This is a genomic window from Pseudomonas psychrophila HA-4, assembly GCF_000282975.1.
Lineage (GTDB): Bacteria > Pseudomonadota > Gammaproteobacteria > Pseudomonadales > Pseudomonadaceae > Aquipseudomonas > Aquipseudomonas psychrophila_A.
Genome location: NZ_ALJC01000075.1, coordinates 271150 through 296924, shown reverse-complemented (window position 1 = coordinate 296924; position 25775 = coordinate 271150). Strand labels below are relative to the sequence as shown.

The 25775-nt window shown below is 54.1% G+C and carries 11 protein-coding genes; 5 read left to right on the top strand and 6 right to left on the bottom strand.

The window, feature by feature from the left end:
• Nucleotides 1-234 precede the first annotated feature (234 nt).
• Complete coding sequence (locus B347_RS0110525; RefSeq protein ID WP_026014109.1) at nt 235-3165, top strand: RHS repeat-associated core domain-containing protein; 2931 nt, start codon at nt 235-237, stop codon at nt 3163-3165.
• An 87-nt stretch (nt 3166-3252) separates the two neighbouring features.
• Here B347_RS0110525 and B347_RS0110520 read toward each other — a convergent pair whose 3' ends face one another.
• The 4 genes from B347_RS0110520 to B347_RS0110505 form a co-directional block, all read right to left on the bottom strand.
• A complete protein-coding gene (locus B347_RS0110520; RefSeq protein WP_019409680.1) occupies nt 3253-7602 on the bottom strand; it encodes a SpvB/TcaC N-terminal domain-containing protein in 4350 nt (1449 codons plus the stop codon).
• A complete protein-coding gene (locus tag B347_RS0110515) occupies nt 7599-12398 on the bottom strand; it encodes a neuraminidase-like domain-containing protein (RefSeq protein ID WP_237719117.1) in 4800 nt (1599 codons plus the stop codon). Before B347_RS0110515 ends, B347_RS0110520 begins: the two co-directional genes overlap by 4 nt.
• A gap of 28 nt (nt 12399-12426) precedes the next feature.
• Nucleotides 12427-15330 carry a Tc toxin subunit A gene (locus tag B347_RS0110510; RefSeq protein WP_019409678.1) on the bottom strand — a complete coding sequence of 968 codons (2904 nt, stop codon included), beginning with the start codon at nt 15328-15330 and terminating at the stop codon, nt 12427-12429.
• Nucleotides 15331-15464: 134 nt separating this feature from the next.
• The gene (locus B347_RS0110505; RefSeq protein ID WP_019409677.1) at nt 15465-17654 is read right to left on the bottom strand and encodes a TonB-dependent siderophore receptor; all 2190 of its coding nucleotides are present in this window, start codon (nt 17652-17654) and stop codon (nt 15465-15467) included.
• 598 nt (nt 17655-18252) lie between these two features.
• Here B347_RS0110505 and mtlD point away from each other — a divergent pair.
• Nucleotides 18253-20394: a bifunctional mannitol-1-phosphate dehydrogenase/phosphatase gene (gene mtlD, locus B347_RS0110500; RefSeq protein ID WP_019409676.1), complete on the top strand. Its 2142-nt coding sequence runs from the start codon at nt 18253-18255 to the stop codon at nt 20392-20394.
• A gap of 38 nt (nt 20395-20432) precedes the next feature.
• Here mtlD and B347_RS0110495 read toward each other — a convergent pair whose 3' ends face one another.
• Nucleotides 20433-21818 (bottom strand): ATP-binding protein, encoded by a 1386-nt coding sequence (locus B347_RS0110495; RefSeq protein WP_026014107.1) that lies wholly within the window; start codon nt 21816-21818, stop codon nt 20433-20435.
• Nucleotides 21815-22525, bottom strand: coding sequence for a response regulator (locus tag B347_RS0110490; protein WP_019409674.1), 711 nt, complete (start codon nt 22523-22525; stop codon nt 21815-21817). The genes B347_RS0110495 and B347_RS0110490 overlap by 4 nt, the downstream gene beginning before the upstream one ends.
• Before the next feature lie 311 nt (nt 22526-22836).
• Here B347_RS0110490 and B347_RS0110480 point away from each other — a divergent pair, with 311 nt between their 5' ends.
• Genes B347_RS0110480 through B347_RS0110470 form a run of 3 tightly spaced genes read left to right on the top strand, consistent with a single transcriptional unit; the run spans nt 22837 to nt 25753 of the window.
• Nucleotides 22837-23922 carry an ABC transporter substrate-binding protein gene (locus tag B347_RS0110480; RefSeq protein WP_050997500.1) on the top strand — a complete coding sequence of 362 codons (1086 nt, stop codon included), beginning with the start codon at nt 22837-22839 and terminating at the stop codon, nt 23920-23922.
• A complete protein-coding gene (locus tag B347_RS0110475) occupies nt 23919-24980 on the top strand; it encodes a FecCD family ABC transporter permease (RefSeq protein ID WP_019409671.1) in 1062 nt (353 codons plus the stop codon). The genes B347_RS0110480 and B347_RS0110475 overlap by 4 nt, the downstream gene beginning before the upstream one ends.
• Nucleotides 24977-25753: an ABC transporter ATP-binding protein gene (locus tag B347_RS0110470; RefSeq protein WP_019409670.1), complete on the top strand. Its 777-nt coding sequence runs from the start codon at nt 24977-24979 to the stop codon at nt 25751-25753. Before B347_RS0110475 ends, B347_RS0110470 begins: the two co-directional genes overlap by 4 nt.
• The last annotated feature ends 22 nt before the right edge of the window (nt 25754-25775 follow it).

The following is a 25775-nucleotide window of genomic DNA, read 5'->3' as shown; positions in this document are numbered from 1 at the left end:
TGTTAGGGCACTATCAATTAAATCTGTACCCACAACGGGTTTAAGTCTGTTGCTTGAAAGGTAATGATTGTTGACCGATGTAGGTTCTCGGGGCATTGCGGGTAGGGTTTTCCTCCTTGGACAACCGTAAAAGCACCGCACTTATTTAGATACATATAACCGAGAGCACGCCCGCATATTTCAAGACCTGATCACTACGCTTTTTGAATCATTGTGTAAATCAGGTCACCTTTTATGTCGTCTTTACATCGTTACACCCCGTCATTAACGGCCATCGACCCACGGGGCCTAACCTTGCGCACGGTGGGCTATCACCGAGCCCGTCAACACGATGAGCCCCGTACCCGGGTACAACGCCAAGTGTTTGGTACTACCGGTTTGTTGCACCACCAATGGGACGCCCGGCTGCAGGCGTTGCATGACATGGACAGCAGCGTGCAGGCCAATCAAAGTCAGCGCCATAGCCTTACGGGACGCGTGCTGCGCACTCACAGTGTGGACGCCGGGTGGCGCATTGCTCTCAGCGGCACTGCAGGTCAGGTGTTGAAAGGCTGGGATAGCCGTGGGTCACAACAACGCTATGAATTTGACTCATCACTCAGGCCAGTCGCGGTGTTTGAACAAGCCGTCGATGAGGCACATGAGCGTTGTATAGAGCGCCTGAGCTATGCCGGGATGAACGCAGAGCACGCAGATCGCAATCGATGCGGGCGCCTCATTCGTCACGATGACTGCGCTGGCTCCGTGATGCATGAGCAATACGGATTGTTGGGTGCCATAACCCAGCACACCCGTGTTTTTTTACGCCAGGAAGTGACTACCGACTGGTCTCAAGACATAAGCCTGCGCGATGCGCAGCTGGAGTCCGAACGCAACATCAGTGCTTGGCACTACGACGCCTTGGGCAGTCTGCTAGAGCAAACCGATGCCAAGGACAACCGCCGACAATCCCGGTACGGGCCTGAAGGCGAACTGACCCAGACTGTTCTGGTATTCAATGGCGGCGCGCGAAAGGTATTGCTCGATCAACGACGGTACAACGCGCAAGGGCAGGTCGAGTCCGAGCGGGCGGGCAATCAAGTGCTCACGGTGGCGACCTACGCATCTATAGATGGGCGTTTGCAACGACTGGTGGCGTACGCTGATGGGCAGAGTAAGGCACCCTTGCAAGACCTCACATATACCTATGATCGCGTAGGTAATGTGATCAGCATCCGGGATGCCGCGCAGCTGACTACGTGGGCCAGTAACTCTAAAATCGAGGCCACGGCGACCTTCTACTACGACACGCTTTACCAATTGATCAAGGCGACGGGCCGGGAGCGCGCCCAGCAGGTCAACGGCCCTACGTTGCCCGCGCTGGTATTGTTTGGCGCAGCGAACAGCACCCTGATGCGCAATTACACCCGTCATTATCATTACGACGAAGGTGGCAATTTGATGCAGATGCGGCATGTACCCTCTACGGGGCCGGGTTATACCCAGAGTATGAGTATCGCGGCTAACAGTAATCGCAGTGTGCTCGACGAACTCGGTACGCTTGCAAATCTGGATAGTAGCTTTGATCAGAACGGCAATCTGCGAGCCCTTGCCCGTGGGCAGGTCATGAGTTGGAACGTGCGTAACCAACTGGTACGGGTCACACAAGTGTTGCGCGAAGACGGCAACCACGACGAAGAAACGTACTGTTATGACGGTGCCGGGCAAAGGGTCTTGAAGCGGCGCGTTAGCCAGGCAAAAGCACAGCAATTGCAGGCTGAAGTTCGGTATCTGCCAGGGCTCGAACTACACCGTAATCATGCCAGCGGCGAATGCTTGAGCGTATTGTCAATCGAGGCCGGTTACATGCGAGTCAGAGCGTTGAAGTGGGAGCGCGAGCGCCCCTCTGGGGTTGACGACGAACAACTGCGCTTCAGCCTGTGTGACGCCACTGGCAGCAGCAGTCTTGAGCTTGATGAGCAGGCTGCGCTGTTGAGTCAGGAAGGCTATTACCCGTTTGGCGCGACGGCGTGGTGGGCGGCAAAAAACCAGGTCGAAGCGATGTTCAAGACGCTGCGGTATTGCGGCAAGGAGCGCGATGCAACCGGGCTTTACTATTACGGTTTCAGGTATTACGCACCGTGGTTGTTACGCTGGATAAGTGCCGACCCGGCAGGCGATGTGGACACCCCCAATCTATACGTGATGGTCAGCAACAACCCTGTCTCACGGGTCGACCCCGCGGGGCTTACACAAGTCAGCATGGTAGACCGTGCCGTGTTGGGGCTTTCGGTAACCGGCATTCTTGCTTTTTTAGGATTCGCCGGAGGTTGGTTTCTCGATTCTTCAGTGGAAGGGGCCGCGGTTGGTGCATTGATTGGTTTTGGGCTGACATTCATGGCGTTGCGCGAAGGATATGGAAATTACCGACGCCGTGCACAGCCACCTACCGCCGCCGAACTTGAGCGCCAAACCGCCGAATGGCTCACACGCGAAGCGATAGGCTTAGCCGAGCGCCGAGGATTAAATAGAGTTGAAACAGACGCGCTGGTTAATTTTATTTATGCACATCGTCATCAGCACGCAACTGAAGGCTTTTCAATCCGAACTTACAACACCGATGCTGGCGCCGTTTTTGGGTATGTTGGGCCTGCGAAGGCTGAACGGCGGTTAGCAGGTCTTATCGAAAAAGGGACCCCTACCCTCAAGGAAATAAGGCGCTTGGGGTACAGCACCATCGAACTTCGGACTCCTGAGCGCAAGCGTGCCTCAGCCCCTTCAATACCGGTGCGAACATCAGCTTCGGGCTCAGTCAGTCAATTTGAAACACAGGCGACGACACAACTTACAAGGCGTAAAACCGGCAGCGTGGGGGCACAAGAGCAGGGTGGCGAGCATTCAACCTTGTCTGTAGAGGGTCCTCAGGCGCGCTTCAACATTGACGAAACAGCGGTTGAGCATTTGATGCAAGGGCGTGAAGGTCTCAGTATCGGCATTGCAATTGGCCATGTCATGGAAGGCCGTTTTGCGGCTGTTCGATGGCATCAGCATCGTGATCGACTTTGGTCTGCGGACTTGCACGGTTATCCAGGCTCAACCGGGCGAGGTGCTCATCGGCTTATGTTCGAGCACCTGAGCGGGCGTGGTTACCGAGTAGTGGGTGTCCGTGATCCCCATCGGCGCTGAAAGATACTTATCAAACCTGTGGTCGCTGGTGAACCAGGCGGCCACAGGTACGTAGCCAAGGCTACGGTCTTGTTACGCGCATGCTCATCAAGACGCGGTGGAAGGAGGCTCGTAAGTATCGTTTTCGTCTTCGCTGATGGTGTACCACGTGCAATAGGTTTGGCGGCTCATATCGCCGCTGGCATTTATGGTTTTAATGAGTCGCCCCAGTGGGTCGTAAAACAGTTGGTCACTGTAACCACCTTCGCGAAGTGACGCGTCGTTGATGGAGTGCCAATGATCGGCAAAGTAGGGACGATAATTGCGAATCGCCAGGCCCTTGTTGTTGTATTCGACTCTGGCGCTGACTCGCCAGCGTTGGCTGCTTTCAAGCGTTAGTGGTCTTCCTGTGGCGTCCAGTTTCAATACCCCACCAGGATCGACCTGATAAGCAGGTCCGGGCACTGTTTTCTGCTTGTTTTGCAGTACTCGACCGGAGCCATCGCTGGAAGCCACGCTGATTCTAATGATCGGTTCAACGTCACCCGTATCTGTGCTGTAACGATCTGCTTGCAACACGGCAACATGCACCGGCTCGCGTTTTTGCATCCAGCTAAAGGGGGCGTAAAAACAGGCGCTGGCGGCTTTCATCAAAGCGTCTGTGGGGTTGGCGATGGCCATCTCAGGAGTGTCATTGGCCGGGCGAACATAGTTGTCGAGTGTCTCAAACCCAACCGCTTTACCTTCTTCGCGCCCGTAAAAACTGGTCGCTAATAATTGGCCAAAAGCGTTATAGCGTGCTTGCTGTACGGTGCCTTGTGCATCGGTGATGTGTACTGGCATCAAGGAGCGATAATCGTACACCGCTGTGGTTGTACAGCCATCAGCCGTCTTGACCCAGTTCAACAAGCATTTATAGGGGTCATGTCCGACAACCGTGACACCGTGGCATTGAGTGGCGCGAAAATAGTTGGCTCGGTAAAAACCGGCGGCATCGTCGTACACCGCAAACCCTAGCTTGAGCGACCACAGAGTGGTCTTCGCGCTTTGCTCTGGCACGTTTGGTCCAGGATCTGGTAGGAACAGTGTCATGGGGTGATAGTGTGCACGGACCAGTTCTTTCTCTAGGTCATAGGGCCCGGATCCCGGCATGTGGGGCACATCTTCATAGACTGCTAGCGCGTGCTCGTCCAGTTCGGCGCTTTCAAGGTGATGGGGCAAGGCCTCAAAACTGGCTTGGCCGGCAGGCAACGATACAGTGCGGTGCGCAAGGCAGTAATACTGCACCGATGCCCCTGCTAATACCCATTCGGCATTCGCACCCACTGGGTTATCAGGCGTGTTGGCAATGAAATGCTCGTAGCTAATATGGCTAAGCGAGCCTTTTTCGAGTACCAACGCGTTACTGCGCTGGCGATAAGGCAATCCCAGACGCCATCGCTGAGGGGCGTCTAGATGTATGGGCTGAGCCCGGATCTCCGTCAAGTAGTCAGCTTGTTGAGCTGGGTCATGGGTATCTCGCCACCATTTTTGCTGATGCGGATCACTGAACGGTGCCGCATCAGTTACCCGCTTGCGGCGTGCGTAATTAACCGTCATCCCATGCAAAAGACTGCCGTAAGCATCCCTGGCAAGGTTGAGGGTATGGCTACAGGCAGGGTCATCAGGCTCACGCTCATATCGATAGCTGACGGACTCAAGGGGCAACAACAACACTGAGTCAGTTGACCCAAGCTGCCGTACCAGATAGCGCTGTTGACTGACTGTGTAAGGCACGGCAGTGGCAGCAGGATCGTCAGCGGCATAGATTTCTTCGCGCAGTGGTGAGCCACTGAGGGCTTTTTTCATTGCGTGTACGTCCGCAGCGCTGGGAGTCAAAATTAACCTGTCTTGGAGGTTGCCAGGCTCCAGGCGGCCCAACAGTGTTAGCCCAAGTGTTTGGGCACTTTTATCGGACTGGTTGTAGTCCGAGCGAGACATATCGAGGTCCTTGCCGGTGTGAAACCAAGCTTTGCGCAGCAGTGCTCCGGTATGGCCAGCTTCAAGCGCTTGGTTCGGTCCGGTTTGGGCATCTGTCTCGATCAATAGCCCAAACCCCTGAAATTTCCGTTCGCCGGGGTCGTAAAAACCTTCGCGATACTGGAAACGCTGAGCTATTTGGTTACCGCTGATCAAATCGAATTGCTGTTGCTGGGTGACCACGTGCAATGGAAATGGCAAGCCGCTGATCTGTTGCTTATTGGCTTGGTGGTGTTCACGTTTTTCATCCAGCCATTCCTGAGCACTGCTGCGGTAATTCAACTCACCTCTGGCGCCCATGTGGTTCTCGGTGGTCGTCAGCAAGTAAGGTTTTTGGCTGACGAAGTCGTAGCGCCAATGCCGCGTTGCCCCTTGAGAGGTGGACATCACAAGGCTCGAACAGCCAAGGCCTTGCAAGTCGGCAGTCGTGACCTGGCAGAAACGGTCATAAAACACCCCGTCAGGCCACTTCAATTGAACGGGAGGTTGCAATCCATGACCAAAACGGCTCATGAAAATCAGCACCTTGTCGGGTTCCAAGTACAACAAATCGCTAGCACCAGAGCCGTCTAGGTCGGCAAGGAGAACACGCTCAGGGTCGAAGCTGGCGTAGGAAAACGGCAATGAAGCAAATTCAAATCCCTTACCAAAATGCCCGCCCCCTAAATTTGGCCAACATTGGATATGGTCATGGCGGATACGGATCAAATGTTGTTGGCCGCTGCCCAATAGATCGGTGAAGGCCACCAATTCGGTTGCGCTGTTTCCTGGTTGCGGGAGCGCAGCTTCATCGGGTATGTGCGGGATTACTTTGCCTGCTTCAAAGCCTGCCGTGCCCTGATTAATGTATATCCGCACACTGTGGCTGCCGATCAGAGCAAGGTCGTAGATCCCATTACCCATTAAGTCGACCAATTGGCTGGAGGGGTGAAAAAACTCTTGTGGGAATGCCGCAAATGGAACAAACCCCGACCAGCTTCGATTGCCCTTAAGGGTGAAAAAACCACTCATGCCTGGTTGTGCAACGATCCAGTCCAATTGGCCGTCACCATCCAAGTCACTCAGCGCTTGCACTGCGGCCTGGTTTTTATCGGCGACTGGAATGTTGGCCAAGAGTTGCGCCTCGCCGTAGCTTATGGCATCCGCCTTGGCTGGCTGTGTGGCTCTTATCGGCTCGCGGTAATACCAGCTTTTATCCGCCCGACTGAGTACGCCAGGCAGTCCATCGTTGTACAGATCGACCAATTGATAGCCCGAAGCATGGTCAGGAACGTTCAGCGCTTCAAAAGCCTGAAATTGCTTCGGTTCGGCCTTTAAGGTGAAGGGGCTGTAGGACAGTGTCAGGGGCGGCCACTCAGCAGGGGGGGCATCTGCGTCATACGCCTGGCTAACCAAGGTGCGTAATAAATTGCCAGCCCCCTCTGTCCAGCGGTATTGCAGCATCAGGCGTCGGACCAGCACTGGAGCAGGTCCCATGGCGGCTTCATCGGGGAAATAGTGAAACATCAGCACTTGGCGGCACAGGTACTGATGACCCAGCTCAAAGCCGTAGGCATAACTGAAGAACGGGTCTTGACGTGGCTGCCAGGGCCTCTGCTCGGCATAACTGGGTGTGTCGCGACGTCCGGCTGGGCGCTCCCCATAGTCGAGCACTAACTCAAAGTGCCATTGGTTGTCTGCTGGGGTATCAGTCGCCCACAGCATGAAATGCGTTTGAGCCTTGAGGTTGGCATAGCACACCCGTGCCAGATAACGTTGGGCACGAAAGTCACGGACTGCGGGCTGCGAACTGTGTTGTTCGGCGCTCTTGTAATGGTAATAAATCTGCTCACCGTGGGCACTCAGGCTTTCTTGAAGGTGCCATTGCACGACATGGTCAGGGGCGGCCGGATCTGCGCAGCGTGCTGCCGTGGTTTTGCCAAACAGATGGGTGTTGCCATCCGGGCTCTGGACCAGCCAGAAACCCGCCGGGTCTTCGCTTGAAGACCAATGTTCGATGCGCTCGAACGTGCTTTCGACACATGGCAAGTAGCGTAGAACCGTATGGGTTACACGCAGTTGAAAATCATTGTAGTGATTCACTGTGGTGGTGTTGAGAGCCCCTTGGGTTGTGCGCTCGGGGATCAACTCTGCCCCGGTATGGCTAATAAACTCGTCCTTATCGGTATACGTCGGCACGCCCTTGAGGGTGTTACGAACAATGGCGCCTGCCGATAAATCCCAGCCAATGCCGAATGGACCATTGCCCAGCGTGCTGCGATAACTGAGGCTCAACGCAGGGGTAAACGCGCGACCAGGAGAAAGAGGCAATGGCACATCGAACGATGCCTGTCCTGTCATGCCGACTGCGCCCCAGCCGGTACCGATGCTTTGAATGGCCCCACCGCCCTTGGGTAAGGATGGGGTCATCACCTCAATGTTGTTGGCGTGGGTTGTCATACTCTGGCTCCGGCGCTGGACGTATAGCGCACGTGCACAATGATGTCAGTCAGTGACTTAAGCATTGAGAGCTGTGTGTGATGATTAGGAAAATACAGTTGCCAACGAGATACCGCGCCGGTGTATTCGAAAGGTAAATAACGTAAGTCGTTATCGAAACTGAGAGTAAACAAGCCGCTGTCATTTACCCCAGACGACAGTGCAATTTGCTCGCGCACGTGCAGGTTTTCAGTGCTTTCATCCGCCTTTTCGCTGTGCTGGATCTTGTTGTAGGTTTGAGTCAACGTCGCCCTGATGTCCTCATAGGGCCCCAGCGTAGCCGGCAGTGACACACTGATGCTCTTGATTCTTCGCAGGTGATGCCCTGGGTAGTCCGCATCAAACAATGCTTGGGTAAATTCAAAATTCACAGTACCGGTACTTAACAGGTCTTCTTTGAGGACATCCCACGCTTTGTTCAACGTGGCACTGCTGTCTTTAGCGGGCAGTTGTCGCAGTGAAACGGTTTTGCGGATCTCCAGTGCGCGCACATTGTGTTGTAAGTAAGCAGCATCCATTTGCAGTAAGTTCAATTTGAGTGCTTCACCCGCAGAAAGTCCGCGGTATTGATTGTTCCAGTGGTTGCTTTGAATAAAAGACTGCTTCCAGTCTGCACGTTCGTATTGCCAGCATGCTTGAGCGGCAAGGCACAATGAGTGAGTAACGTCATAGGCCAGGAAGTAAAACGCAGACAGCTGGCTGTTAAGCCATTGATAGAGCTGTGCGTTACAGAAACGTTTACTGAGTATTTCGTAGGTCGACATGGCTTGGGCCAGTGCTGTTTCGGTGTGGCGCAGTTGCAGGCGGGTATTGGTCACTTGTTCAGCATAGGTTTCAAGCTGCGCATCAATATGGCCGAGCTCAAGTCTGGCTTGGTCCAGAGAATACTCCCACTCTTGGTTTCGGCGGTTGAACTGCTCGGTGCGATCAAGGTGGGTAGCGCTGGCGCGTTTTTCATGGGCTACGCCTTGGATGATTGCTTGTACAGCAAACATAGAACCTTCTAGACGCATGCCACCGTTTGAGGTGCCGAAAATATTGGGTAGCATCATTAACCCCCCTGCAACGGCTTGAGCGCCATAGGCACCCAACTCCAGATGGGCACTTTCCTGAAATTGCCGGCTGGCCTGAGCTTCTCCTAAGTTAATGCCTTCCAAAAGCTGTTTTGAGAAGTACTTAACCCGTGCCTCGACGGACTTGCGACCGGCGCGCAATGCCGCCTGGTTTTTCTCATCGATGAGCAACGCTTGAGATTGCTGTAATACCGAAATTTTGCTCAGGTCCCACGCTTGAGCGTGTTGAAGTGCCATATGTTCTGACTGATCCTTGCGTTCGACCAGTGACAGCAAGGTAGTCCCAAATTGAATCAGGTTTTCGGTCGCCGCCAAAGCGTGCGCCTGGATCACATGAAAACGGTAATGGCTGGCTTGGGCTTGTAATAAAGCCGCAGGTGGCGTGTTGCCTACATTGCCTGCTTGTAACGCTCGGGCAATAAAGGCTTGGGGGGATAGGGGCGATGCAAACAGCGACGTCTGGAGAGGTTTTCCGCTTAAGTCCAGATGATGGCGCAGGTTGTGCAATCGGCTTTCGATTTTGTCCCATCGAGCCATCAGACTCGGGTTTAACGGCCGACGTAAATACGAGGTGTCGGCCAAGAGTCCGGACAAATTCTCAACAGAGGGCAACCGGGTGACGCTTAGTTGCGTTGAGTCTTGGTTGCTTGCCTGACGTTCCTGGTTACGCAGTTCGCTGGACGGTTCCGAGCTGAGTTTGCCAAGGGTGATACTTGTCCATGGGTCAATCGAGGTGATCGTTGGGCGTGGCCCGAGTAGACTTTTGACGCGTACATACCAGAGTTTTGCTTCCGCGAGGCTATCTGCGGTTGTTTGGCGGTATGCGGCGTCGCCGCGGTTGATCAGAATGTCCAGGTACAACTGGAACAATGCCTGACGAAAGTGAACCGGAGCGCTCAGTGCGATTTGATTTGGATCGTGAGGGTTGTTCTGGGCGTAGCTAAGGTCGGACAGGGGTGCTGTTAGCACACTAAGTCGCCAGTGGCGATGGGGAACATTGCTAATGGATGCGTTATACGCCGGATCAAATAGGTAGTGCATCCAAGCTTGGGCCTCGGCATAACGTTGCTCCAAATTAAGGCGATGAGCAACAAGCCAGGGCAGGTATAGGAAGAGTTCCCAATAGTACCTGCCATGAGCCCCATGAAAATCTAAAGGTTGATCTGGACCGCCCTCTGTTAGCGACGGTTCGAGCCATGCGGCCGGGGTAAGGGTGAACAAAGTATCAAGACTGACGCTGGCTGCTTGAGTGAGTTTTTCGGCAAAACTGGTATTCATTCTGATCGGTGCGCGCCGCCTGTTTAATGCGGTGGCGTCACTGTATTTAATCGCTGATTCGCTGAAATCAATAAATTCAACGGCACCATATTTCTTCGATGTCACTCGCTGCAGGCGTGGGGCCATAGGAATGAGAGGGAGGGCATTTTTGTTCAGCGTGATCTGTGCGGACTTGAGGGCGTAACCCATAAGGTGAGATATGTCGCCCTGAACCTCTGTGTCATGGATTATCACACCGTGCAAAATGGTGATTGTAGAAAATGTGGAGTGTTCGTCTGAGGTTGACGTTTGCTCGACGATCGGGCGCAGTGTCTTGGGATTTATTTGTAATTGAACGTTTATTGTCTGAGCCGCTTTAAGATTAGATGCGCTGCCCCTAATGTATCGACGGGAGAAATCTGTTTCACCAATAAGTAGGGTGTTACTGCGCAGGATACGCGACGGCGTAGGATTTTCGGGTTGGAGCGGAAAAAGGATAATTTGTTTATAAGAACGCTCCAGCGGAGTGTTGACGGCTTTATCAAATATCAGTGTTTCGTTATTGCTCAAGTTGACAGTGATCGTGTACGACGGACTAGGGGTGTAGAAGAACTCATTGAATATGTCGATACCGATCTCACTGCCTGCTAACTGTTGCGTGGCTTCATAGCGATTATCCTCAATAGATTCGCTGCTCAATACATTGAAGTCCACTGAGAATTGTGAAAATGACGCCGTTGTGATGTGATTCGTGACAGACACGCTGGTGATACTTGTAGACGGGGATTTTAAGTATTTTAAAGTTATTAAAGATTCCGGGTGTAAGTCATAGAATGGCGCAGTAGATGCTGAAACGTTGATCGCGAGTTTCATCTTCATTTCTACGCCATTATCGCTGGCCTCGAATGTTAAACTCTTGTACTTATCAAAATCTGCGGCCAAGGTCGACGATATTTCAAGGGTGGAGGTAGTGGTGTTGAATTGTATGTCATGATTTTTGACAAAGTTTTGTATGCGATTTTGATAGTTGCCATAGTTCCAGTGATTTTGATTGAAATGTGGCTGATTATTGATCAGCTCATGAACGTTTGCAATCTGACTATGGGGTGTGTGAAAGTTAAAGTTTGAATGGTTGTGCTTGACGAATATGGACCAATTTCGCTCGGCTGTTTCTTTCTGAGAAGGCCATGTTAAATAGTCCTCGACTGTCCCAGAGGAATGTAAACGTTCGATACCAAACTGTAAATCGAGCCGTGCAGCTTGGTAAAAATCGCTGGAGAATGTGTTTTTTTTGTATTCGGCTTTATTTCGTATTGCTTGGATATTTAACCCCAGAAAAAGTGAGCCGGGCTGTGTTGTTGAATCCAAGGTGGCAATAGTGGTAATGGCAGAATATATTTCGTTGGTGTTTATTCGGAGCACACAGTATTCATCGATGCAGACTTGGGGCATGCTCCAGCTACCGTCATGTTTCTGAAAAATAAAACTTAGACTTACTTTTGTAAAGTTTGATTTTAGATAAGGTTCTAAACGTTTTTTATACTGTTTTTCATCTTCGTCGCGTTCACTCCAGGAAAAGGCGGTGTTTTGGCTCGCGGCTGATGTAGGGCTAATAATTTGAGCCCAAATAATAAATACACGGTTATTGAAATAGACTGGCCGAATACTACGGTCTGGTATGTTGGCCGAAGCCGGTAAAGGAATGGCTTTCCAATCCGACCAAGCAGAAGCTTCTGGAGTGTCTTGCTTAAAGTTACTCAGGTGATGTGTTGCCGGATACAGCGCGCGCTTAGACATATCGAGTGAGCGCCAGTAGTAAGTGTTTTCAGCTCTAGATTTACCCACGAAATAATACATGCTGTCGGCCATGCCATTGATGTCGCCATCGATGTAGCCACTCAGTGTTGTCAGATTGGCAATGTCTTCAAAGCGGCTCAGGTAGCTCTGAACGGCCGACAAAATGGTGCTGGGTTGAATGCGACATTGATTAATATCGTTTTCAAGTTGCTGGAAGTTTTCTGTCTTGTGGCTGCGTAATTCAGGGCTTAGATAGGTTGATGGAAAGTAGCGGACTTGCTGGCTGGCGTGCCACACCGAGTAATTGTGCAGTGTGTTGTGCCATTGGTTAAGTTGCGTTGCAGATATGCCCTCAATGTCATATCCGGGTTCAAGGCCCAACATGATTGCGTTGATATATTGTTGCAAGCTGGCTATTGCGCATGCCACTCGGCTGGTAGGCACCGCTTCACTGACCAGTACGTCCAACAACCAATAGTTATAAAGCTCATCGGCAGTTTTGATACCTTTGAAGTGTTTCAGGTTCGCCAGGACCTTGTCTGAAGGGGCCGCGTGGGTTATGTAAAGTGCGAGTTGAGCATCGCGCAATTTTTCATTGAGTTGTTGGTCGAGTGTTGGGGGCATGGTCATTCCTTGATCCGTTCGGAGATAAAAAACATTATTGTTCGTGTGTCGCAATGATGGCTTTGCCCACCAGCCCCCAATTATCATTTGAAACGTCGGCTTGTAAGTCAGTGGCAGTCAGTAGCACGTTTGCCGATAGACCCGTGGTGATGGCTGCCTCATGGCAACGCATGAGCCAATCCAGTTCCACCATTGAGCGTACGCGTTTGGTTTGAAGGCGATTGACCAGCACCGTGATTTCTTGAGAATCCCAGTTGAACATGGCGGCCAGTAACGAGTTGGTGGTCGACGATAGGTCACTAGACTCGCTAACGATGGCGGCAGGGTTTGATGTTTCAAAGAAGTCCAGCAGCATGTCCTGGGTTAGCCCATAGACGTTGATGCATTTGTGAAACTGCGTAAATAAATACAAGGTACTGAACGATAACTTGAGCATTGAGCCGGGAGCGTGGTCATCATCCAGCCAGTGTGGATTGAGCAATAACTTATGCAGCGCCTGACGAGACAGAGGCAACTGCAACGTGTTTTCAGCATCGGCCAGCAATAACAGTAAGTGCTTGAATAGGGGGGAGGGACTGGGGCGTCCTAATGCATTTCCAAACTTGTGTGCGATATGCTTGATGGTATGCCTCAATAAAAGCGGCGCTTCAGAAACGTGGGACGTGTCGTTGAAAAGGTGTTCGGCCTTATCTCTAAATGGTTGCAAAAGTCCATAGGCCGCTAATAAGAGTGGCTCAAGTTTGTTGGTGACTTCTGTCTTAAGCTGGTGATTGGTATCTGGGTTGGAACTCATCGTTACATAGGTCTTGACCGCGGCCGCCAGACCTCGCTTCAGTGTTTCCTCATTTGCAGTCAGTGGGAACTGTGAATGGACTTTCAACATCCCCTTAAGCATTAATACGCTCCATGAATACTGCAAAGGAGGCGCATCTGTTTCTGCTTGTGGAAGTTCAAGTGCGTCAATTTGTTCTTGAGGTATGAGTCGAGTTTGCAGGTCGTCGAATAGCGCGTTAATTTGAGCCAATTGCTCACTGATAATGGCTTTTTGCGGAGCGCTGTCGAACAGTAACTGATGGTGGATCTGCTGCACGCTGCTGCCGCTAGCGTTAATCCAACTTACCGCCCAGTCCATCTGCATCAGTACATCGAGGAAGTCCGCCGGAGTATTCTGACCCGAGCTTCGCAGGGAGGGTTTCACCAAGTTTTTCGTGTAGGCACCATCGCCGAGTAACTCGATGAGATGCACGCTCTCCATCACCGAGAGGCCAAATAGTCTGGCAATCCGGGCCTGTCGGTACAAGGATGAAAAAGTTTTCAGATTTCTGCCCAGCGCTCCCATGTGTTTGCGCGTCTGAGCCACCACCAAACCGAGTGAATCAGTGGTCGGGCTAAGGCCAAGTGCCGCACAGATCTGATACACCGTGGTGTGTGTTGACGGGTCGCCGGCATCCGGGTCCAAAGGGCTGCCATCCAGTTGCAAGGGGTGGTTAAGTAACTGCCTGCGGTTGAACACACGATCAAACAAAGAGTCGCTGTTGCCACAGGCGTGTACTGGCAGTCGGTACAGCAAGGCAGAAAACTCTTCAGCCTTGAGGCCGTAACGCAGGTTCAGATAACGGTATACACCCAACATTCGCAGGGTGTTGTCATTGATCAAAAGCTCATCGTTGGTGTTTTGCTCACACTGCATTGCGCTCCACAGCAGTGTGTCCAGTTGCGTAAACGAAATCCCTAGCCAACGTTGCAGGCGGATCATTCGCTGTAGCCGGTCAAAGCGCGCAGGCGAGGTGTTGAGCAGCACAACATTGCCAGTGGCGTCGGTTTCAAGGTTCAGACGCTTAGGGTTATCTGCTTGCGGACCATTAACGTAACGCGCGCCGGCCTGTTCGTTTTCTGGGTGTTCAAAGGCATTAAGGTTGATATGCCTGCTCATTTTGGGCTGGTATTTGTTGCGGGCCAGCAGCTCATCCACTTGATCGGTCGTCAGCCCTGTTTGCAACATAAAGTATGCGAGCTTTTTCAGGGTTTCTTCTTTACTGGCATAGTGGGTTTCGAAAAGCGCTTTACCGGGGGTCCAGAGTGGCGAATTCAACAGAGTTTGTTGCTGGGGACTTAACCCCGATAACAGCCGTTGAGCCTCGTACGCCGGGTGCTGAATTACGCCGTAAATGTTGTTTGAAAGGTTTGCGAGTGGCAGTTTTAGGCTTAAGCGGTAGTTCAGCTCACCCACGGCGGGTTTATTGCCTGTCAAACCCAGCAGGCATTGCTGATGTGCCAAATCAAAAGGCAGTTCGAAGGGAAAAAGAGTGACCGCCAGCGCCTCGTTCACCGTCTTGTTTTTGTAAATGCCGGTGTGTTCGTTGATATAGACGTTCAGGTGCTCGTTCAAGGTTTCATTAACGATGCTCAGCAGTGGTACTTCTTGGGTCAGACTTTGATTGTCGATGATCAAGTTCTTGAGCAAGGGCCGTCGAATATCTAACGTGATGCGATTGGATTTGTTATTTCCGCTGCTCTCCACTTGTTGCGCAAACAAGTACAAGGCCCGCAGGTAGGCCGCTGGTGAATCGAGTGCGGCCGGCGATGCGGCAGAGCAGTAGGTGTGCCAGTTTTCTTGGAAGAGAGCGGCGTAGGTAGGCCCTTGATACACCTCGGTCGCCGGGGTGCGTTTGACTCGCTGATTGTCGGAATGTGAAAGGTTTTGCTCTCGATGCAAAAAATCAAGCTGGGCGGCATAACCTGCGGCTAGGTCGTAGGCCTGGGCGCCATCGTCATCGCAGTGCACCGCCAGTTGCTCAACGAATTGGGTTTTGGATAGTCGGATGACGTCAAACACTGACGCAATATTGAGCAACCCCATGGCCGTTTTAAAGTCGACTTTTCCCGGGACGGGTAACTGTCCGGGTTCGGCTAGCGTGTGCAGCAAAGGTTGAGGCATGTAGATAACTCCTGAGCGCCAGGTGGTCATCCACCGGGCTTTCAGAAGCTAACAAGGACTTGATCCGTTATCGGCCAGACCAAGCCCATTGAGTGCTAGGAGATGTCGCTAAATGTTGAGGGGAGGGTGCGCGGTCAAAAGTTGATCGACGCACTTAGACGGGCTGTCATTGGCGCACCTTGGAACAGATAGTTATCCCCCATGTACTCGCCCACATCGCGCCAGTAGCGTTTATCAAACAGGTTGTCTACGGTCAGCCTGAACTCAGTGTCGTAACCCTCGACACGGGTGCTGTAGCGACTGCCTATGTTGAAGATTGCGTAGGCGTCTGCTTGAACGTCACCTAATTGGCTGGCGTATTTTTTGCCACTGTATTGCACACCACCCAGTAGTGACAGGCCGTTGATCCAGGGGAGGGCATAGTCACCGTAGAGACTTGCGCGCAAGGTTGGGACATTGAGGGTCTGATGCCCTTCGTAGTCCGCAGTTCCGCTGCCGGTGACCCGGGCACGAATCGCCGCCACACTGGCCGAGATCTGCAAGCGCTCGCTGGCCCAGCCACTGGCTGCCAGCTCCAGCCCCGTATTTTTCTGCTCGCCTTGCTGCTCATAGATAAATGATCCATCGGCTTGCGGGCGTGAGTACTGATACCCCTGACGAATCTGGAACAGCGTGGCGCTGAGGCTCAGGCGTCGCCAATCGTACTTGATGCCGGCCTCAATCTGGCGCGACACAGTGGGTGCGAGGATTTCAAAGTGATTGCTGGCGAACCATGGCGCTTCGCCCCCCAGCGACAAGCCTTTGCTGTAGCGGGTGTACAACGAAACATTCTGTACCGGTTTATAGATGAGTGCGGCCTGGGGCAGAAACTCATAGCGTTGGGTATGGCGGGTGGTGTCACCCTGGTTATTGAACGTGCGTTCATCCAAGCGCACTTCGCGCCCGCCCAGAAGGGTCTGCCAGTGCTCGTTAAAGGTGATCCGGTCATTGAAAAACACCCCGTATTGACGGCTATCGAGACGGCGATAGCTGTCATTGACCGGGCCGTCGTAACGCGCAAAGTCTTCAGGGTCACGGTTGATATTGCCGCTGCCGATCATCTCGTTGATCAGTTCGCGCTGGTCTACTACGCGCCTGAATGCACTGGTGCCAACGGTCAGTTCATGGCCAATGCCGCCGGTGTCGAATTGCCCACTCAGCGTGGCCTGAACCTCATCATTGCGCCGTGTGTCGTCAGGGCTGCGGAAGTCATAAATGTCGTAATCGCCTTGCGGGCTGAAGTAGTTGGGCACAGCCGCCATGGTGCAACTGTCCGAGCCATAACACCCCCAGGCAAACGAGCTGTAGTCGTCGATGACAACTTTGCTGCGCGAAGCGCTGAGGTTTGCTTTCCAGTTTTCGCTCAAACGGTATTCAAAATTGCCGTTGAGGTTGAGCGAATCAATGGTCACCGGTTTGGAGCCACTTTGGTGGGCCAGCAATTTCTTCGGTGAGGCGTGGTGCGGCAGTTCAGTGCCTCCGAGCAGTTGATAGCCCGGTACTGAGCGCTGTTCCTTGTTCTGGTACTCAACATCTAGTTGTAACAACGCATTGGGGCTGATGTCCCAGTCGAACGCCAGCGATACGAAATCGCGTTGGCCATTGGCGTGTTCGACGTAGGAATGAATGTCTTCATGGGCGACGTTGGCCCGCAGCCCGAATTGCTGTTCGCTGCCAAACCAGCCTCCGACATCGGCGGCCATATAGCCGCTGCCGCGATCATCGGTCGAGACGGTCACAGAGCGCACATTAGCGGGCCGTTTGGTGACGTAATTGACCAGGCCGCCCGGCTCGGAGACACCGCTTTGCAGGCCCGACAGCCCCTTAAGCAGCTCAACCTGTTGTTTGTTTTCCAGCCCTACGTTCTGTTCGCCTGTGATAGTACGGCCATTGATCTTGTAGCTGCTGGCCGAATTCAGCGAAAACCCGCGCACCACAAAGTTCTCGTAGTAGCCGATGGGCGCGTAGCTTTCACCCACCGAGGCGTCATTTTTCAGCACATCGCTGAGCAAACGGGCCTGCTGGTCCTTGATCAGGGTTTCGTTGAATACCGAAATTGCCGCGGGAGTATCAATCAACGGCGCGGGTTGAAAACCACTGACCCAGGCCGCGTCAGTCTGATAGTCGGCCGTATTGGAGCCGGTCACGGAGATTGCCGGCAGTTCGGTTTCAGCTGCCTGGGCGATTGAAACGCTACTACTCAGTAACATGCCGAGGGTCAGAACATTGAGTGCGAACCGTGGTGCGGACTCCTCCTCGTTAAAAGTCCGGTAAAGCATGTTCATGCAAAGCTCCTAAACCATGGCCGACCCGTGATAGACGAAAATCTCCGGGGCTTTTTTATGCGCGCCATCATACAGGCGGGTATTGACCTTGGGTTAATCGTGACGCGTGGAACTGCCCAGGTGATTTGTTTATCGCTATGTTGAGCACTGCGCAGCGATTCCATGTAATGAACCTGAATTTGGCCCATACCCTCTGCAAGCGCGTGTAGATCCGCCTTGATCTAGAGCCTCCTAGTGCGTTATAGCTAAAAAGGCATTCAATCGTATTACAGGAAATGACAAACCCATATGGATGGAATCACACGTATCAATCGCCAGTTCGGCTCACAGCCCGCATCCCTGATTGCGAGTTGTGGGCCTCACGTCAAACGCCGCATCAGCGCATCCACAGGGTTTATTTCTCGTCTCTTTGCACACGTTGTTTTGCCCCAGTTGATTCCGTATTTCTCGGGTAACTGCGCCAACTGGCGCCACTGTTACATCCCACCGCCTGCTTTGCGATAACTCGCCCAACCGGCGCGTCCACTGTGCGTTTCCAACAGTGCGTTCTGCTGCCCGGCTTTTTATCTGAACCTCGCGGTACAAGGAGTAACCCCCCATGATCTATTTCCAGGGCAAGAGAATCTTTAGTGTCATCTTCGACATGGATGGCACCCTGTTTGACACCGAACGCCTGCGTTTTAAGACGCTCAAACAGGCGGCCGTTGAAATTTTTGGTACACCTCTGAGCGAAGAAACCCTCATAGGCTCTCTGGGTTTGAGTGCTAAAAAAGCCGAGGCATTGGCCAAGGCAAATCATGGACAAAACTTCCCCTACGCTGAAGTCCGGCAGCGCGCTGATGAGTTGGAACTGAACTACGTGCGTGACCATGGCGTGCCGATCAAGGATGGCTTGCTTGAAGTGCTTGAGCGCTTGCGCAAGTACGGCCTGACCATGGCTGTTGCCACGTCCAGTCGGCGCGCGATTGCTGAGGAGTACCTGATCAACGCCAATGTGTTGAAGTATTTCGATGTCACCGTGTGCGGTGATGAAGTGACTCAGGGCAAACCGCATCCAGAAATTTTTCTAGCAGCGGCCAGCGCACTCAATTGTCAGCCGCAGCATTGCCTGATGCTTGAAGATTCTGAAAACGGTTTGCTATCGGCGATTCGTGCCAATGGCCAGCCGATCCTGATTGAAGACATCAAACCCCCGGCGCCTGAGGTCAAGGCGGGAGCCCTGAAGGCTTACCAAACCATGCATGGGTTTCTGGGCGATTTGAACGACTGCATGCCCGACCTTGGCACGCCTGAGCTGACCGAGAGCTTTCCGCAGGCCCTGAACCAGTTCAGTGTCGGTATTCATGGCTTTGGTGCCATGGGCGGCGGTTACTTGACGCAGATTTTCTCTCACTGGGATGGCTACACCCGACCGTGTGAAATTATTGCGGCAACCCGCTCACGGATGTTGCGTGAAACCATTCAGGCGTTCGGCCGATTCAGCGTGCGCTATGGCGCCACCTCATTCGACCAGACCATCGAAAACCTCAGAATGATCGACATGGACGACGCCGAAGCGGTGATTCGCATGTACGACACGGCTGAAATCGTCGGTCTGAGCCTTCCAGAGCCGGCCATACGCAATCAGGCACAGGTGATTGCCAAAGGCCTGATTCGCCGCTTCGAGCGTCGTGGTCGCGAACTGACCATCCTGATTGTGCTAAATAAAGTTGGCGGGGCGGATTTTGTACGACGTCATGTACACGCTCAGTTAGAACAGCTTGTGTTGCCGCAGATTGCACAGAAAATTCTCGACAACACCCATTTTGCGGAAACGGTGGTGAGTCGCATCGTCTCCAAAATCTCTAACGAGGCGCTGGTGCGGCAGTTGCGGATTAAGTCGAATATTTTCCAGAACAGCCTGAGTGAGCAACCCGCCACCCGCAAAATGTCGCCCAAGGTGCCAGTGCCAGAGTACGAGCGTCTGATCGCACGTTTTCGGCCCTTCGCCCAGTCGAGCAACGCCCTCAGCCAATTGCACTTGATCTTGTTCAACAGTGAATCGGACATGCCCTTGTATGCAGAGCGTTGCAGCAACCTGCTGGAGCGCCTGCGCCAAGTTAAAACGGTAGATGACATCACACAGACACAGGTCATCAAGAACCTGCTGTGGAACGGCCCGCACGCGATCATTGCTTGGTACGCCAGCCTGTTGGGTTATTCATGGTTGGGGCAGGGCATGGGGGACTCGCGTGTCAGCACCTTGGCTGAACGGCTGATTCGCCAGGAAGTTGGCCCCGCACTGGTGGCCGAAAACCCGCAAATGGCCGATGCCGTGTCTGACTTCTCGAAAACCTTTCTGGAGCGTTGCAACACCTCTTTCAAGGATCCGTGCGCGCGTGTCGGGCGTGACCCTCTGCGTAAACTGCAACGCAATGAGCGGATATTTCGCAGCATTGATCTGGCCAAAAAACATGGCATTGACAGCAGTGCCCTGCAGTTTGGCAGTGCTTTGGCCCTGCATTACGCACTCAAGTGCACCGACAAAAAAGACCAGGAAAGCCAATTGATCCGCCGGGTGTATGAGCAGGCGGGCAGCATAGAAGCGGTTCTGACCTATACCGGTAATTACAACGGGCGGCCGTATCCGGGGTTGGACCCGATCAAGGATGCGCCGCTGGTTGCCGCGATCAGTGAGGAGTTTCGGCGTGTAGAGGCGCGGGGCGCGCAGGTTGCGGAGTGTGTGTTGCCAGCAGCCTGAGCCTAATTAGCCCGCCTGCGATCATCGCAGGCGGGCGGCTACAGGTGGGCGCGTAGTGTCAGTACGGCATCCAGCCCGCCTTGCGCGCGGTTGTGCAGCACCAACGTTCCGCCATGCGCGGCCGCTACAGTCTGGGCGATGCTCAGACCTAGGCCGTACCCTCCGGTGGCGCTATTGCGCGAGGCTTCAAGCCGGTAAAAGGGTTCCAGCACGTGCGTCAGTTGTTCGGGCGCAATGCCTGGGCCATTGTCGCGGACAGTAATCGTCAGGTGCGCTGGCTGTTCATCAATGATCACCTGCACATCCCGAGCGTAACGCACAGCGTTTTCCAGCAGGTTTTGCACGCAGCGCTTGAGGCTGCGGGCATAACCAGACACTGGACGCGTCGCGTGCCCCATCAAGGTCACGTGCTCACCAATATCCTCCAAGTCAGCTTGCAAGCTTTGCAGCAGGGCGTTGATGTCGATATGTTGCCGGGCTTCGTTGATTTCGCCACTGCTGACGAAGTCCAGCGTGGTCGACACCAGCCCCTCCATGTCGGTTAGGTCTTTACGAAAACGCTGCTTTTGTTGCTCGTCATCGAGCATTTCAGTACGCAGCCGCAAGCGAGTGATGGGCGAGCGCAAATCATGCGATACCGCTGCCAGAAATCGCGTGCGCTCAGCCAGACTGTCCAGCAGCCGTTGTTGCATCAGGTTGAAAGCCTCGGCCGCCCGCCGCACTTCAATCGGCCCTTTGACTTGCAGTGGTTGACGCCCAATATCGTTACCCAGCGCTTGTGCCGCCTGCGCCAGTTCATTCAAGGGGCGGATGGCTAAGCGCACTGCGAACAGGGCGATGAACGCCAGCACAATAATGCGTGCAAGATAGATACGCCAAAAGTAGTCGAGCATCATGTCGACAGGAGACAGACTGGTCCAACCTTGGTCTTCCAGCGCTTGAACATGTAGCCAGCGACCATCTGCAAGACGTAACTCTAGGGTGAACTGACCCTCGACCGGGCGAGACCCGAACAAGGTATCGACCCCGGCTTTTTGTCCTTGGTCATCGAGCAGGGTCAGATTGAGCAATCGCAGCGGTGTCTGGGTGCCCGTCTTTTCATTGATCAGGTTTTTTAGCAGGTTTTCAGCTGCCAGGTCCTCGGGTGTCAGCCTGGGTTCTACGCTGGTTGGCGTGTTGAGTTGCTGCAATTGGAAGGCGGGAGTATTTAAACTTTTAAGCAACAGATCGGTGCTGTGCGGGTCAGTTTTTGACACACGCACAATATCGGCCAAACGGCTGGCAATCAGCCGCGTCGGGATCTCCAGCACCTGGCTGTGACGCACGTCATACCAAATGCTGCTGGTTGCCGCCTGCGCAGCCAGCATTCCGGCCACCAAAATGATCACCAGCCGCCCATACAACGTACGCGGTATTAGCCTCATGCTTCGTTCGTCACGTTGATCGAGGTGAGCATGTAGCCTTCGTTGCGCACCGTTTTGATCAGCTCAGGTGCCAATTGTTGGCGCAAACGGCTCACGCACACGTCAATCGAACGGTCAAAAGGCGTGCTGTCTTTGTCGAACACATGATTGAGCAAAAAGTCTCGACTCAGCGGCCGGTTGGGGTGCTGTAACAATAAGCGCAGCACGCGAAAGTCCGAGTTGCCCAAGCTGATCACCACCCCTTTAGCCGACAACACCTGCCGGGCGCGCGTGTCGAGGCGCCAACCGTCGAAGTTAACGAAGGGGGCTTCATCCACGCGGGCACGCTCTGGAAAACTCTGCGCCCGGCGCAAGACCACTTTGATCCGCACCAGCAGTTCGCGTGGGTCAAAAGGTTTGGGCAAGTAATCGTCTGCGCCGATTTCCAGACCGACGATGCGATCAATCAGGCTGCCGCGAGCAGTGAGCATGATCACCGGGATATTGGAGGTCACCCGTAGCGTGCGGCACAGGCTTAGTCCGTCTTCGCCGGGCAGCATCAGATCGAGCACGATCAAATCGATGACGTTCATTTCCAGACGACGGTGCATTTCCCTGCCGTCGCAGGCCGTCGATGTCTGATAGCCGGCATCGCGCAGGTACTCAGCCAGCAGTTGGCGGATGTCGGGGTCGTCATCAACGATTAATACATGATCTTGCTTGGACATGGGGGTTCGGATAGGCCTCAGGGTTCGCAGCAATAGCTGATTTCACGGGGTGTAGCCCGACGAAATGTAATGAAATGTTGTGGGTGACGTTTTTCGTGCATCAGCAATACAAAGTCTGGTGATCGGTTGCCATGGTGCTCATTAGAATGGTGAATCTAAATGCGATTCATTGTAGTTAAGGTGCGGCCGATTTTGCAGGACCTTCTGCGCATCGTACCGGGCATTACCTTTTTGCGCCGCTTGAGCGACGTGTGAGCCCTTCATTCAATGGGAGATTCCCTGTGTTCAAATCGTATTCGCGCGCCTGCGCAATGATAGTGGTTCTGCTCGCGGGTGGGCTCGGCGCTGTAACGTCGGCCTGGGCCAAAGACGTAACCGATGTGCTAGGGCGCGTGGTTGATGTGCCGGAACACGTGCAGCGCGTGGTGTTGGGTGAAGGGCGATTGATCTCGACGTTTGCCATTCTTGACCGCGACCAGCCGTTTAAACGAATCGTTGGCTGGCAGAACGACCTGCGCAAACTCGACCCCAATACCTATGCCGCCTATGTGGCAAAGTTTCCAGAGGTCAAAGACATTCCACTGATCGGCCAGGCGTCCGAGCAGAGCGTCAGTGCCGAGCAGATCCTGGCCCTAAAGCCTGACTTGGCGGTGTTCAGTATTTCCGGGCATGGCCCGACCGAGCACAGCCCAGTGGCCGATATTCTGGAAAAAGCCGGTATTGCAGTGCTGTTTGTCGATTTTCGCGTCAACCCGGTGCAGGGCACCCATGACAGCATGACGGCGCTGGGCAAGGCATTGGGGCGTGAAGCACAAGCTAAAGCGTTCCTGGATTTTTACCAACAGCACGTCAATAACGTCAGCGACACGCTGGGCGTGATCGACGACAGCCAACGTCCAAGCGTGTTTCTTGAATTGCTGGCCGGGGTGTGGGCCAATCCTGGCCATACCACGGGCAAAGGTGGCATGGGCGAGCTGATCAAACTGGTCGGCGGGCGCAATATTGCGGCAGGTGTGGTCCCCGGCGCGTTGGGCGATATCAGTGTTGAATACGCGCTCAAGGCTGACCCTGACGTGTACATCCTCACGGGCAATCAAAAGCCGGGGGTGATGATGGGCGCCGGTGTAGACAGCGCGACCGCGCAGGCTTCGCTGAAACAGGTTTTGACCCGCCCAGAGTTCAAAGATTTGCGGGCAATTCGCGAAGGCAATGTGCACGGCTTGTGGCATGACTTTTACAATTCGCCGTACAACATCTTAGCGATTGAAGCTTTGGCCAAATGGATTCATCCCGAGAAGTTCGCCGCACTGGACCCACAGCGCACGCTGGATGAAATTAACCAGCAGTTCCTCAGCATGCCGCTAGCGGGCCAATACTGGATCAGTGAGCAGAAATGACCGCATCCCTGAATCCCGCCGTGGTGGCTGCCAGCCTGGGTTATCGGCGCTTGCTGGCGCGGCGCGTGGCATTGCTGGTCGGGATCGGTATTGCGCTTATGGGGGCGGTGTTGCTTGACCTGTCCACGGGGGCTTCGGGGATGAGCCTCGGCGCTTTGGTCGACGGCCTGCTGCACCCGCAAACCTTGGCAGTGACTGACCGGGTGATCATCTGGAATGTGCGCCTGCCATACGCGCTGATGGCGGTATTGGTGGGCGCGGCGTTATCGCTTGCAGGTGCCGAAATGCAGGCCATCCTCAATAACCCACTGGCCAGCCCGTTCACCCTCGGCGTGTCATCGGCGGCTGCGCTGGGCGCCTCATTGGTCATCGTGTTCCCGGTGAGCAGCGCCTTGTTGAGCCGCGACTCCATGGTGGCGTTGTCGGCATTCGTGTTTGCCTGCGGCTCAATGTTCCTGCTGCATGGTATGTCGCGTTTAAGAGGCGCCGGAGTCGAAACCCTGGTGCTGTTCGGCATTGCACTGGTATTCAGTTGCAACGCGCTGGTGGCGCTGTTGCAACTGCTGGCCACCGAAGATGTGCTGCAACAATTGGTGTTCTGGAGCTTGGGCAGTGTGGCGCGGGCCAACTGGGACAAGCTGAGCATTTTGGCCGTGGTGATCGTACTGACGGTGCCTTTTTCGTTGCAGGCCAGTTCGCGCATGACTCTGTTGCGGATGGGCGAGGACCGCGCACAAAGCTTTGGTGTTGACGTGCGGCGGCTGCGATTTTTCTCGCTGTTGCGCATCAGCTTGTTGTCGGCCACCGCGGTGGCATTCGTCGGCACCATTGGCTTTATCGGTCTGGTGGGCCCGCATATCGCGCGCATCCTGATCGGTGAAGACCAGCGTTTCCTGTTCCCGGCCAGCGCCTTAGTAGGCGCGTTGTTACTGTCACTGTCATCGGTGGTCAGCAAAATCATTATGCCGGGCGTCATCGTGCCGGTCGGTATCGTCACTGCGCTGGTCGGCGTGCCGATTTTTGTGGCGTTGGTATTTAAGCGTGGTCGGCAGTTATGAGTGCCCAAGGATTGCAGGTCAACGATGCGCAGGTGACCTACGGGCGTCGGGTGGTGATTCGCGATGCTTCACTGCCCGAGTTGCAGCCTGGCACCCTAACGGCGTTGATCGGTCCCAACGGCGCAGGCAAATCGACCTTACTGCGTGGGCTAGCAGGCCTTGAAAACATCAAGGGTTCGGTCAGCTTGCAAGGTCGGCAACTGGGTGCGATGTCCGTGTCGGAGCGCGCCCGGTTAATCACCTACATGCCACAACACCTGCCGCCGGGCTTGGGGCTGAGCGTCATCGAAAGCGTGATGGCAGCCTTGCGCGTGGGCGGCGCCGGTGGCGATTACCTGGAACAAGGCTTTGGCGCCCTGCAACGCATCGGCATCGCCCATCTGGCGGATCACATGCTCAATGCGTTGTCGGGTGGTCAGCGGCAATTGGTCAGCTTGGCGCAACTGATTGCCCGCCGCCCGAGCGTCATGCTGCTGGATGAGCCCACCAGCGCACTGGACTTGAGCTACCAACTGCGGGTTATGGAGTGTGTGCGTGACATGGTTCGCCAGCACCAACTGATCGCTGTCATTGTCATGCACGACATCAGTTTGGCGGCGCGTTACGCCGACAACATCGCGGTCCTGCGTGAAGGCCAAGTCATGGATTTCGGCGCCGCCCACGATGTCTTGACGCCTAAGCTGTTTGCCGACGTGTACGGCGTTCAGGTTCGGGTCGAGCGCTGCTCGCAGCAGACCTTGCAGATACTGGTGGATTGTCCGCTACCTGTGTAGGCGCGAGCTTGCATCGCGCAGC